Here is a 13,087-nt window from a genome sequence, read left to right as displayed (position 1 = left end):
CAATGGTAGTAAAAAATAGATTCCGAACAATAATCAAATCCCGAAATGTCATTATTTCGTTCTGAACTGTTATTGTTTATATTTGCTAATTTTTATATAATATTGTTAAGGACTTTAAATCAAAAAGGAGTTTCATTATGAAGAAGAATCGTAAAGCTAAAAAGTGGCAATTGTATGCAGCAATCGGTGCTGCAAGTGTAGTTGTATTAGGTGCTGGGGGGATTTTGCTCTTTAGACAACCATCTCAGACCGCTGTAAAAGATGAGCCTACTCATCTTGTTGTTGCCAAGGAAGGAAGCGTGGCGTCCTCTGTTTTATTGTCAGGGACAGTAACAGCAAAAAATGAACAATATGTTTATTTTGATGCTAGTAAGGGAGATTTAGATGAAATCCTTGTTTCTGTGGGTGATAAGGTCAGCGAAGGACAGGCTTTAGTCAAGTACAGTAGTTCAGAAGCCCAGGCGGCCTATGATTCAGCTAGCCGAGCAGTAGCTAAGGCAGATCGTCATATCAATGAACTCAATCAAGCACGAAATGAAGCCGCTTCAGCTCCGGCTCCACAGTTACCAGCACCAGCAGGAGGCGAAGGAGCTGCAGGGCAAACTCCAGCTCCAGTCTCAGGAAATGCAGTTTCATCTATTGATGCACAACTAGGTGATGCCCGTGATGCTCGTGCAGATGCAGAAGCGCAATTAAGTAAGGCTCAAAGTCAGTTGGATGCCATGACGGTTCTCAGTACCCTGGAGGGAACTGTGGTTGAAGTCAACCACAATGTTTCTAAATCTCCAACAGGAGCTAGTCAAGTAGTCGTTCATGTCGTAAGTAATGAAAACTTGCAAGTTAAGGGTGAACTATCTGAATATAACCTTGCCAACCTCTCTGTAGGACAAGAAGTAACCTTTACTTCTAAAGTTTACCAAGATAAGAGCTGGACAGGTAAGATTAGCTATATCTCTGACTATCCTAAAACTAGTGGTGAAGCAGCAAGTGCAGCTACTGCCGCAACAGGTGGTAATTCTGGTTCTAAATATCCATATACCATCGATGTTACAAGTGAAATCGGTGATTTGAAACAAGGATTCTCAGTAAGTGTTGAGGTTAAGAATAAGAGTAAAGCCATTTTGGTTCCTCTAACAAGTGTTGTGACTGAAAATGATAAGAACTATGTCTGGGTGCTTGACGAGCAGAAAAAGGCCAAGAAAGTGGAAGTTGGTTTGGGTAATGCTGATGCAGACAACCAAGAAATCACTTCAGGTCTGACAAATGGAGTCAAGGTCATCAGTAACCCAACGTCTTCTCTAGAGGAAGGAAAAGAGGTGAAGGCTGATGAAGCAACTAATTAGTCTAAAAAATATCTGCAGAAGCTACCGTAATGGCGACCAAGAACTGCAGGTTCTCAAAAATATCAACCTAGAAGTGAATGAGGGTGAATTTGTTGCCATCATGGGACCATCTGGTTCGGGTAAGTCTACTCTCATGAATACGATTGGCATGTTGGATACACCAAGTAGTGGAGAGTATTATCTTGAAGGTCAAGAAGTGGCTGGACTTGGTGAAAAACAACTAGCCAAGGTCCGCAACAAACAAATCGGATTTGTCTTTCAGCAGTTCTTTCTTCTATCCAAACTCAATGCTCTGCAAAATGTAGAATTGCCCTTGATTTATGCAGGAGTTTCAGCTTCAAAACGGCGCAAGTTAGCTGAGGAATATCTAGATAAGGTTGAATTGACAGAACGAAGTCACCATTTACCTTCGGAATTATCTGGTGGTCAAAAGCAACGTGTAGCTATTGCGCGTGCCTTGGTAAACAATCCTTCTATTATCCTAGCGGACGAACCGACAGGAGCCTTGGATACCAAAACAGGGAATCAAATTATGCAATTATTGGTTGAACTGAATAAAGAAGGAAAAACCATTATCATGGTAACGCACGAACCTGAAATCGCTGCTTATGCCAAACGCCAGATTGTCATTCGAGATGGAGTTATTTCATCTGATAGTGCTCAGTTAGAAAAGGAGGAAAATTAAGATGCAGAATCTAAAATTCGCCTTTTCATCTATCATGGCCCACAAGATGCGCTCTTTTCTTACTATGATTGGGATTATCATTGGTGTGTCATCGGTTGTTGTGATTATGGCTCTAGGTGATTCCATGTCTCGTCAGGTCAATAAAAACATGACCAAGTCACAGAAGAATATCCATGTTTTTTTCTCACCTATTAAAAGTAAAGATGGCTCTTTTACCCAAAAACAATCAGCATTGACAGTTTCTGGGAAAGAAGAGGAAGTTCCTGTGGAACCACCAAAACCACAAGAATCCTGGGTCAAGGAGGCTGCTAAACTTAAGGGTGTGGACAGTTACTATGTAACCAACTCGACAAATACCACCTTGTCTTATAAAGATAAAAAGGTTGAGCGCGCTAGCTTGACAGGTGGAAATATTACTTACATGAAGGCGGTTGAAAATGAAATTGTTGCAGGTCGTAGTCTTATAGCTCAGGATTATAAAGATGTGGCCAGTGTCATTTTGCTAGACCAAGAACTTGCTAATAGTTTGTTTGGATCTGCTCAAGAAGCTGTTAACAAGATTATAGATGTTGGTGGCTTTAGCTATCGTGTTATTGGTGTTTATACTAGCGATGAGGCCAAGGCTGTCAAGACATTTGGTATTGGTGGACTTCCCATTACGACTAATATTTCTCTTGCCAATAACTTCAATATGGATGAAATTTCTGATATTGTTTTCCGAGTTAATGATACCAGTTTGACACCAACTGTAGGACCAGAATTAGCTAGAAAAATGACCGAAATTGCTAGTCTTCAACAAGGAGAGTATCAGGTGGCAGATGCGACTGCAGCCTTCCAAGAAGTACAACAACTTTTTGGATTTATAACTACGATTATTAGTGCCATCGCAGGAATTTCTCTCTTTGTTGGAGGAACTGGTGTGATGAACATTATGCTTGTTTCGGTGACGGAGCGTACGCGTGAGATTGGTCTCCGTAAGGCTTTGGGCGCGACACGTGCTAATATTTTAATTCAGTTTTTGATTGAATCCATGATTTTGACCTTGCTTGGCGGAGTCATTGGTTTGACAATTGCGACAGGCTTAACCGCTATAGCTGGTCTACTCTTGCAAGGATTGATAGCTGGTATAGAAGTAGGAGTATCGATCCCAGTTGCCCTATTTAGTCTTGCAGTTTCGGCTAGTGTTGGTATGATTTTTGGGGTCTTGCCAGCCAATAAGGCATCAAAACTTGATCCAATTGAAGCCCTTCGTTATGAATAGAATCAACAAGATGGACATTCGTCTATCTTGTTTTTGTATAGATTTCCCTATCGAAAATCCTTAAAAATGTGATATAATGAAGTGTTAGAAAAACAGGTTTCATTTGCCTGGAAAGGAAAAATTATGTCTGAAAAGAATTTTTATATTACAACGCCGATTTACTATCCATCTGGTAAACTTCATATCGGATCTGCCTACACAACCATTGCTTGTGATGTCCTAGCACGTTACAAACGCTTGATGGGCTACGATGTCTTTTATTTGACAGGTCTTGATGAGCATGGTCAGAAAATCCAGCAGAAAGCGGAAGAAGCTGGCATCACACCTCAAGCCTATGTTGATGGGATGGCAGTTGGAGTTAAAGAACTCTGGCAATTACTCGATATCTCCTATGATAAATTTATCCGTACAACTGATGACTACCATGAAAAAGTAGTGGCGCAGGTCTTTGAACGCTTGCTTGCTCAAGATGATATCTATTTGGGTGAATACTCTGGTTGGTATTCAGTTTCAGATGAGGAATTCTTTACAGAAAGCCAGCTTGCAGAAGTTTTCCGTGACGAAGCTGGAAATGTAACTGGTGGTATTGCTCCATCAGGTCACGAAGTGGAATGGGTATCTGAAGAGTCTTATTTCCTTCGTCTTAGCAAGTACCAAGATCGTCTGGTAGAATTTTTCAAAGCTCATCCTGAATTTATCACTCCAGATGGTCGTCTGAATGAAATGCTTCGCAACTTCATCGAGCCAGGTTTAGAGGATTTGGCAGTTTCTCGCACAACCTTTACATGGGGTGTTCCAGTACCATCAAATCCTAAACACGTTGTCTACGTTTGGTTTGATGCTCTGCTCAACTATGTGACAGCTCTTGGCTACGATCAAGACGAACACGCTAACTTTGACAAGTTCTGGAACGGAACAGTCTTCCACATGGTTGGAAAAGACATCCTTCGTTTTCATTCAATCTACTGGCCAATCCTTCTTATGATGTTGGATATCAAATTGCCAGAACGTTTGATTGGTCATGGTTGGTTTGTCATGAAAGACGGAAAGATGTCTAAATCTAAAGGGAATGTTGTCTATCCTGAAATGTTGATAGAGCGTTTTGGACTAGATCCACTTCGTTACTACCTCATGCGTAGCCTTCCAGTTGGTTCAGACGGAACCTTCACTCCAGAAGACTATGTCGGCCGTATCAACTACGAATTGGCCAATGACCTTGGAAACCTCCTCAACCGTACGGTTTCTATGATTAACAAGTACTTTGATGGGCAAATCCCAGCCTATGAAGAGGGCGTGACAGAGTTTGACCATGCTCTTGCTCAAGTAGCTGCTGAATCAATTGCTGATTACCATAAATACATGGAAGCAGTTGACTACCCACGTGCCCTAGAAGCAGTATGGACTCTGATCTCTCGTACTAATAAATACATCGACGAGACAGCTCCATGGGTCTTGGCTAAGGATGAAGCCCTTCGTGATCAATTAGCAAGTGTCATGAGTCACTTGGCATCTAGCCTTCGTGTTGTTGCTCACTTGATTGAGCCATTTATGATGGAAACAAGTCGTGCAGTCTTGAATCAACTTGGCTTGGAAGAAGTAGCAAGCCTTGAAAACTTGAGCTTGGCTGACTTCCCAGAAGATGTGACTGTAGTTGCCAAAGGAACACCAATCTTCCCACGTCTCGATATGGAAGAAGAAATCGCCTATATCAAGGAACAAATGGAAGGCAATAAACCAGCAGTCGAAAAAGAGTGGAACCCAGACGAAGTTGAGCTCAAACTAAACAAGGAAGAAATCAAGTTTGAAGACTTTGACAAGGTTGAAATCCGTGTCGCAGAAGTCAAAGAAGTGTCTAAAGTAGAAGGTTCAGATAAGTTGCTTCAATTCCGCTTGGATGCTGGTGATGGTCAAGATCGTCAAATCCTCTCAGGAATTGCCAAATACTATCCAAATGAACAAGAATTGGTCGGCAAGAAAGTTCAAATCGTTGCCAATCTCAAACCACGTAAAATGATGAAGAAATATGTCAGCCAAGGGATGATCCTATCAGCTGAACATGATGGACAATTAACCCTTCTCACAGTTGATCCAGCTGTACCAAACGGAAGTGTGATTGGGTAAAATTAAAACACTAAAGTCAGTTGGAAGACAAAGTCCTTAGACTACAAGTTTCTAAGGACTTTTCTATGTGTAGAGTTGTATATTAGTATAATAGATGTAAGAATGGTTGAGAAATGTTGCCTAAGTCTCACAAAGAAAATCAAGACTACAAATATAATCAAGTTGGTTTTTACGCGCTAGTTGAACTCATTTCGTAAGACCATTTTCTTGGTCGCAGGTACTTATTCTTCGAATAAAAGGTGTTCTAGTTTATCCCCTGTTACATATGTTAGTTAAAATTCCTCCCATCTAATGTTTCTGCGGTTTCAGTTTCATGCTACAAACCATCAAGGACATTGAGGTCAATACCACCTATCGTTGGTTTAAGGGGGGGGATTGAAACGATAAAATTCCTCATTTTATAACTTATGGTAAGAATTACAGACGTCGTTTTCAAGATAAGGAAATAATAGAGCAAATTTTTAATAAGGTCCTATCTATTGTATAGAGGAAAGATTTGATTGACCCGATAGAGTGATTTCTAATGTAGAAGTATAATAGATTTTTTGGTATAATAAAAGTTATGGAAATTGAAAAAACCAATCGTATGAATGCGCTCTTTGAATTTTATGCGGCGCTTTTGACAGATAAGCAAATGAATTATATCGAGCTCTACTACGCTGATGATTACAGCCTTGCTGAGATTGCCGAGGAGTTTGGTGTCAGTCGTCAGGCTGTCTATGATAATATCAAGCGGACAGAAAAAATTCTGGAAGATTATGAGATGAAATTGCACATGTACTCGGACTACATTGTCCGAAGTCAGATTTTTGATCAGATTTTGGAGCGTTATCCAGAGGATGCTTTTCTGCAAGAGCAAATTGAGATTTTGACCAGTATTGATAATAGGGAGTAATCATGGAAAATCTTGTCGTCTATAAAGGAATACCCTGTAAATTATTAGCTGCAGAGGAACCATTTCCTAGTCAACTACAAATTCTCTCACCTGATTCTATTCCTCAAGCCCTTAAAGAAGGATTTAGCTGTTGGGGATATCCAAATGAAATCATGAAAGAAGTCACAACCGAAGAACTAGAGAGTTTGCAACATTTCGGACGATTTCCACTGAATTGAAAAAATAGGAGAAAATAATGGCATTTGAAAGTTTAACAGAACGTTTACAGAACGTCTTTAAAAATCTACGTAAAAAAGGAAAAATCTCTGAATCTGATGTCCAAGAGGCAACCAAAGAAATTCGCTTGGCCTTGCTTGAGGCCGACGTTGCCTTGCCTGTTGTAAAGGACTTTATCAAGAAAGTTCGTGAGCGTGCAGTCGGGCATGAGGTCATTGATACCCTTAATCCTGCGCAACAAATTATTAAAATCGTTGATGAGGAACTGACAACCGTTTTGGGTTCTGATACGGCTGAGATTATCAAGTCACCTAAGATTCCTACAATCATCATGATGGTCGGTTTGCAAGGGGCTGGTAAAACAACCTTTGCAGGTAAATTGGCTAACAAACTCAAGAAAGAAGAAAATGCCCGTCCTTTGATGATTGCGGCGGATATTTACCGTCCTGCGGCTATTGACCAGTTGAAAACTCTGGGTCAACAGATTGATGTGCCTGTCTTTGCACTTGGAACCGAAGTACCAGCTGTTGAGATTGTACGTCAAGGTTTGGAGCAAGCCCAAGCCAATCACAACGATTATGTCTTGATTGATACGGCAGGTCGTTTGCAGATTGATGAGCTTTTGATGAATGAACTTCGTGACGTGAAAGCACTAGCTCAACCAAACGAAATTCTGCTTGTCGTTGATGCCATGATTGGTCAAGAAGCAGCCAATGTTGCGCGTGAGTTCAATGCTCAGTTGGAAGTGACTGGGGTCATCCTTACCAAAATTGATGGCGATACTCGTGGTGGTGCTGCTCTATCTGTTCGTCACATTACTGGAAAAGCAATCAAGTTTACTGGTACAGGTGAAAAGATTACGGACATTGAAACCTTCCACCCAGACCGCATGTCTAGCCGTATCCTTGGCATGGGGGATATGCTCACTCTGATTGAGAAAGCTTCTCAGGAATACGATGAGCAAAAAGCCCTTGAAATGGCTGAGAAGATGCGTGAAAACACCTTTGATTTCAATGATTTCATTGATCAGTTGGATCAGGTACAAAACATGGGGCCGATGGAAGACTTGCTTAAGATGATTCCAGGTATGGCCAACAACCCAGCACTTCAAAACATGAAGGTGGATGAACGCCAGATTGCTCGCAAACGTGCCATTGTGTCTTCCATGACACCTGAAGAACGTGAAAATCCAGATTTGTTAAATCCAAGCCGTCGTCGTCGTATCGCTGCAGGTTCTGGAAATACCTTTGTCGAAGTCAATAAATTCATTAAAGACTTTAACCAGGCTAAACAACTCATGCAGGGTGTTATGTCTGGGGATATGAACAAGATGATGAAGCAAATGGGTATTAATCCAAACAACCTTCCTAAAAATATGCCAAATATGGGAGGAATGGACATGTCTGCCCTTGAAGGCATGATGGGACAAGGTGGGATGCCTGACTTGTCAGCTCTCGGAGGGGCAGGAATGCCAGATATGAGCCAGATGTTTGGTGGCGGACTAAAAGGTAAAATCGGTGAATTTGCTATGAAACAGTCCATGAAACGCATGGCTAACAAAATGAAAAAAGCGAAGAAGAAACGCAAATAAAAAAGGAAAGCAGAAGTGCTTTCCTTTTTGATATAACATATGTGCTTTCTATGATTAGTCAATTTTCTTAATCGAAAAATTGACTAAAATAGAAAGAGAGATTTCAAATCCTTGCGTCCATTCGGATTTTACTGTGATTTCGATTTTTAAAGCATCTGCTAATTGTTTGACTAGATAGAGACCCATACCTGTTGATTTTTTCCTTGTATCACCTGAATCACCTGTAAAGCCTTTTTCAAAGATATGAGGGAGGTCACAAGCTTTAACTCCGCAACCATTATCCCTAATAATCAGACTTGTGCGCCCCTTATCCTTTGACATAGAAATACTGAGTTCGGGCTTGTCAGAGCTATATTTAAGGGCGTTGGCGAGGATTTGAGAGAGGATAAATTCAAAACTGCGTTGATCGGTGTAGCAGATTCCTTGTATGTTTTCTAGCTGAATCGTAAATTTCTTTTCTTTGAGCAAGGGATCAAAGTTTTCCAAAAGATCTTGGATACACTCTTGGAGGTCAAGGTCTTCAAATAGAAAATCATTTTTTTCACTTTTTACCCTGTAATAGAATAGTATCTGTGATACATTTCCTTGGATTTGATTTTTCACATAGTCCAACTTAAAAGTTGTATCCTTTGGCAACTGGTCACTTTGATTGTCCAAAAGGAGGGAAAGAAGCGATAGAGGGAGTTTGATTTCATGAGCCCATTTTTCAACATAGTCCTCGTATTCGGCTAGTAATGAGTTGAGCTTTCCTATTTCCGCTTGCCTTTGGTAAAGCGCATTTGCGATTTCTTCGATGCTTTCTTTCTCTGAGGCACTTGATAAACGCAATAATTCCAGCTCCGTATCCATCTTAGGATTGGCTATGAAAGCCTTATAAGCAGTTGCTTTTTTTCTTTCTTTTCTTATAAGTAGGAATGACAGGATAAAAAAGAGCAGGATGGTAGCTAAAAGATAGAGTAGGATGAGGACTTGAAACATTCTCACGTCTGAAAGCCAAAGCAGGACAGCTGTGAATAGATCAAATGCTAAGAGAACAAGTAACCAAGGCAGATAAGTAGCCAAATATTTAAGATTCTGTTTCATATTGCCTTTCCTCTTCCAATTTGTAACCAATACCTCTGACGGACTTAACTTGAAGGGCAATGCCAGCCTGTTTCATCACCTTTTTTAGCCTTGCAATATTTACTTGAAGGGCATTTTCATCGATGAACTCAGTTGTATTCCACAGTTTCATGCTTAGCTCTTCTTTTGTGACGACAGAATCAGTTGCCACTAATAAAGTTTCTAACAATTTCCCTTGATTTTTGGGGAGTAAAATCGAATGTCCGTTGATATAAAGGGTATAGGTATTTCGATCCAGCAGGAAATTATCTTTTTCAAGTAGATTTTGTCTGCCTTCATAGCGTTTCAAGATATTTTCTATACGTGCCAAAAATCTTTCTTTCTTGAAAGGCTTTGTTAGGTATTCATCTGCCCCTAATTTTAGGGCGTAGATCTCATCTTTTAATTGTTCACGGGAAGTGAGAACCAATATAGGCACAGAGCGTTTTGATTTGAGATTTTTACAAATTTGAAAACCTGTTTCTCCTGGCAAATTCAAATCCAGTATGATTAGATCTGTATCGTATTGCAGCACTTGCTGGCTTGTATCTTTGAAGTTAGTCAACTTATCAACTTGATAACTCGCTTTCTCTAACAAGATGACAATTTCATCTCGAATCAAGGCTTCATCTTCAATTACCAGAATATGCTTCATATCGGTTCCTCCTTTTTCTAATTTATTCTACCTTATTCGTCTCTTTTGGGTTCCATTAAGGACAACAAGTACTTGTTACTATTTTTCTTTACAATTCGGATATAGATGACTTCGAAGCCAGCTAAGAGCAGTACTATCAGCATGGCTGTGATAAATTTTTGCCCCATGACCATTCTTGCACTGGCTGGTACTATTCCTGTGAGGAGGGAGCTCACTCCGAAGCTACTACTGATAAGTGCAAGGGCTATTGGTAGACCGAAATACCAGTTGACTTGCTTTTCTGACGATTTACAAAGAGTTTCGTAGTTGGCACCAAGATGGATTAAGGTCTGGTATCGTCTATAGGATCGTCTTTGTCCCATCAAAAACTGAACGCCGATAATTGTATTTGCGACAACAAGGAAGATGATAGACAGATAGATGGTGACATAGCTGGCAGAGATAATGTAAAACAATTGTCTTCCCATATTTTGTATATAGCTTTCATAGCCAAGAGAGGTTTGATTTAGCTTTTCATTGGTATCTGAGATAGCTCTCATCAAGCCTTTTTCCTTGACTAGCTCAGGGGCCAAGATACCGCTAACATAGTTCGAATAGCGACCGTCTGTATAGCTCATAAAAATCTCATCTGGAACTATGAGAGCGACAGAGAGGGTTATCTCACGATCCGTTACGATTGGCAAAGACTCCACCTCGCCAATCAATTTTACATCATTTCCCATGACTTTGATTTGAGGCTTTGTCTTTAGGACAGAGTTGATGAGACTTTCATCTGGCAGAAAATCTTTCCCCATATACAAATATGCTTCCTTACTAGTTAGTTCTAGAGGAGGAAGATTGGCAACCTTTCTAAGTTCATTGTATTCGGAAACTGGTATGAGGTGGGAATTAGTAGACTGTTTAAATTTATGGAGCAAAGTTTCCTTGTTCTTGTTGTCTTTTTGATTTTTCAACTCCTTGATGACCTCTTCGAAGGACACGGACTCGTGTTCTTTAGTTTTGCCTACTTTAATTTGCAGAATCTTTGAAAACTGTGATACTAGTCCGGCAGCTTCAAGCTCTTTTTTAACTGCATTTACATCAGGATGTTCATCTGTTTCCTGCTTGCTATCTCTAAATGTATAATCCAACACGTGGGTTTGATTATCTGAATTGCCGCTTGCAATGGCCACACCTGCTCCAAAGAGGCACAAGGCAGAGAAGATTAAGAGGGAGCAGACAGCCAGTATAGTTGAGCGTTGGATAACTAATTCCTGAATCTGTCTAAAATTATAGGCATGAAGTTTTCGATTGTTTCCAAGCTTGACCAAAAAGTCTATAAATAAACGCATACCAAAGAAGAGTAGGATAGTTCCCAGAGTTCCTAAGAGAACGGTGATGCCCATTGTTATGACATTTTCCCAAGCTCGTCCACTCATACCCATGTAATAGGCTGTTCCTAGAAGCAAAATTCCGAGGACAGAAGCAAGGAGGTACACCCCCTTGGGGAGTAGTTTCTTCATCCCAGAAGGAGAATAGGCGAGCAGGTTTCCGATTTCCATATTGGCCGTCTTTGCACTTAAAAGGACAAAAACAGCTAATTTTACGGCTAGGAAGCCGATGACTGTATAGAGTAGAGCTGTGGTAGATAGAGAAAATTGATGTTCAATAATCCCTAGTCCCACAATTTTAGCGGTTATTAGGCTAATCAATTCTGAAATTAAGATGGAAATAGGAAGGCCTATTCCAAGGGCAAGGACACTGTTTCTCAAATCCTCGAGCAGAAGTAGCAAGAACAGTTTGCTTCTTCGCATTCCCAGTGTGAGATAGACACCAAATTCATGTTTTCTCCTTTCCATCTGCATACTGCTTGCGAAGTAGACTAGAAAAAAGAGAATAAAGAGCGTTGCTACATAAAGAATGGGAATCATGCTAAAGAGTTTATTTACAGCGTCACTTTCTATTTGTTTTAGAAAGTGCATCACATCTTGATGAGACAAAGAAAGGATGATGTAAAAGGAGATAATAGAAAGAACCATAGAACTGAAATACAAGCCGTTATTCTTTCGATCGCTCTTACTATTTCTTGAGACTAATTTAGAAAACATTGCCATCACCTCCAGCTAGTGCAGCCATGACCTTTAGTATTCTGTGGTAAAAATCTTCTTGACTTTCTCTTGGATAATCACGTCGGATTTCATGGAATAGTTTTCCGTCTTGGATAAACAAGATGCGGTTGCAAAAGCTAGCAGCGACCGAGTCGTGGGTCACCATGAGAATGGTGGTTTCTTCCACTTGATTCATTTCGGATAATTTTTGCATCAAAATGGTTGCGTTTTTTGAATCCAAAGCCCCTGTGGGCTCATCCGCAAATACAATCTTAGGGTCTAAAATCAAAGCACGCGCAGCAGCTACCCTTTGACGTTGACCACCCGATAATTGAGATGGGAACTTATCTAGAAGTTCAGAAATATCCAGATATTGGGAAAGCAATTCTAATCGAACCTTGCTTTCGTTGGCATCGACCTTGTGCAAAGACAAGGGAAGTAAAATATTTTCTTTGGCTGTCAGATTGTCCAGAAGCTCAAAATTCTGAAAGAGGTAGCCAATTTCCTTACCACGATAATCAGCTAACTGACTACCTTTTAACTGACCTAAATCCTTTTCTTGCATTTGAATGGAACCGTCAGTTGGCTTGATGATAGTGGCGAGACAGTTAAGAAGTGTTGTTTTCCCAGATCCACTGCTCCCCATAATCCCTAAGAACTCACCTTTTACAACTTGAAAAGATATGCCGTTCAAGGCCTTGGTGATATTCGGTTCTTTTCCATAATGCTTTTTTAATGATTCTACTCGTAAAATTGTGTCCATGTGGAACACCTCCATCTTTTGTTACTTTCATTTGTTACTTTCATTATAATATGAATCAGAGTAGAATAACACTTACGGATGATGTAAGAAATCTTTATTGCTGACTTTTATAGTCAGGTTATTGGAGCTATACTTACTATATTATAGCAGGGGTTCAGGGATTTAAAAAGAGGAGTAGAGGTTGAGAAATTTTCCTAATATTGAAATCATAAAAAATAATACCACTGAAGTTCATGCTCCAGCGGTATTATCTTAGAGGAAAATCTATTTCCGTTCTTATTTTCTATTGTTACTTCATTTAAATCTGACAAAGAATAATTGTAGCAAGCTAGTTTTAAAGAATTCTCTTCAGCCTACACTATTTTTTAT

At 40.1% G+C, this 13,087-nt stretch carries 11 protein-coding genes and 1 pseudogene; 8 read left to right on the top strand and 4 right to left on the bottom strand.

The window, feature by feature from the left end; all coding sequences use genetic code 11:
* Nucleotides 1-134: 134 nt before the first annotated feature.
* From B7692_RS00655 to ffh, 8 genes and pseudogenes are all read left to right on the top strand, one after another.
* Nucleotides 135-1,343 carry an efflux RND transporter periplasmic adaptor subunit gene (locus B7692_RS00655; protein WP_033684942.1) on the top strand — a complete coding sequence of 403 codons (1,209 nt, stop codon included), beginning with the start codon at nucleotides 135-137 and terminating at the stop codon, nucleotides 1,341-1,343.
* Nucleotides 1,327-2,028: an ABC transporter ATP-binding protein gene (locus B7692_RS00650; protein WP_084929616.1), complete on the top strand. Its 702-nt coding sequence runs from the start codon at nucleotides 1,327-1,329 to the stop codon at nucleotides 2,026-2,028. Before B7692_RS00655 ends, B7692_RS00650 begins: the two co-directional genes overlap by 17 nt.
* A 1-nt stretch (nucleotide 2,029) precedes the next feature.
* A complete protein-coding gene (locus tag B7692_RS00645) occupies nucleotides 2,030-3,289 on the top strand; it encodes an ABC transporter permease (protein ID WP_084929615.1) in 1,260 nt (419 codons plus the stop codon).
* A 123-nt stretch (nucleotides 3,290-3,412) separates the two neighbouring features.
* Nucleotides 3,413-5,410, top strand: coding sequence for a methionine--tRNA ligase (metG, locus tag B7692_RS00640; protein ID WP_084929614.1), 1,998 nt, complete (start codon nucleotides 3,413-3,415; stop codon nucleotides 5,408-5,410).
* A 113-nt stretch (nucleotides 5,411-5,523) separates the two neighbouring features.
* Nucleotides 5,524-5,885 (top strand): annotated as a pseudogene (locus B7692_RS11450) (IS5/IS1182 family transposase); the annotation flags it as partial.
* A gap of 87 nt (nucleotides 5,886-5,972) precedes the next feature.
* On the top strand, nucleotides 5,973-6,305 hold the full coding sequence (locus B7692_RS00635; protein ID WP_000402062.1) for a putative DNA-binding protein: 333 nt from the start codon (nucleotides 5,973-5,975) through the stop codon (nucleotides 6,303-6,305).
* 2 nt (nucleotides 6,306-6,307) lie between these two features.
* The gene (locus B7692_RS00630) at nucleotides 6,308-6,523 is read left to right on the top strand and encodes a hypothetical protein (protein WP_000429536.1); all 216 of its coding nucleotides are present in this window, start codon (nucleotides 6,308-6,310) and stop codon (nucleotides 6,521-6,523) included.
* Nucleotides 6,524-6,540: 17 nt separating this feature from the next.
* The gene (gene ffh, locus B7692_RS00625) at nucleotides 6,541-8,112 is read left to right on the top strand and encodes a signal recognition particle protein (protein ID WP_084929613.1); all 1,572 of its coding nucleotides are present in this window, start codon (nucleotides 6,541-6,543) and stop codon (nucleotides 8,110-8,112) included.
* A 54-nt stretch (nucleotides 8,113-8,166) separates the two neighbouring features.
* Here ffh and B7692_RS00620 read toward each other — a convergent pair whose 3' ends face one another.
* The 4 genes from B7692_RS00620 to B7692_RS00605 are packed head-to-tail and all read right to left on the bottom strand — an operon-like array spanning nucleotide 8,167 to nucleotide 12,718.
* On the bottom strand, nucleotides 8,167-9,195 hold the full coding sequence (locus B7692_RS00620) for a sensor histidine kinase (protein ID WP_084929612.1): 1,029 nt from the start codon (nucleotides 9,193-9,195) through the stop codon (nucleotides 8,167-8,169).
* On the bottom strand, nucleotides 9,179-9,868 hold the full coding sequence (locus tag B7692_RS00615) for a response regulator transcription factor (protein ID WP_084929611.1): 690 nt from the start codon (nucleotides 9,866-9,868) through the stop codon (nucleotides 9,179-9,181). Before B7692_RS00615 ends, B7692_RS00620 begins: the two co-directional genes overlap by 17 nt.
* Before the next feature lie 32 nt (nucleotides 9,869-9,900).
* Nucleotides 9,901-11,955: an FtsX-like permease family protein gene (locus B7692_RS00610; protein ID WP_084929610.1), complete on the bottom strand. Its 2,055-nt coding sequence runs from the start codon at nucleotides 11,953-11,955 to the stop codon at nucleotides 9,901-9,903.
* Nucleotides 11,945-12,718 (bottom strand): ABC transporter ATP-binding protein, encoded by a 774-nt coding sequence (locus tag B7692_RS00605; RefSeq protein WP_084929609.1) that lies wholly within the window; start codon nucleotides 12,716-12,718, stop codon nucleotides 11,945-11,947. The genes B7692_RS00610 and B7692_RS00605 overlap by 11 nt, the downstream gene beginning before the upstream one ends.
* Nucleotides 12,719-13,087: the final 369 nt, after the last annotated feature.

The organism is Streptococcus mitis (assembly GCF_002096925.1).
Lineage (GTDB): Bacteria > Bacillota > Bacilli > Lactobacillales > Streptococcaceae > Streptococcus > Streptococcus mitis_AF.
Note: the sequence above shows the minus strand (reverse complement) of the source record. Positions and strands in the feature narration are given on the sequence as shown.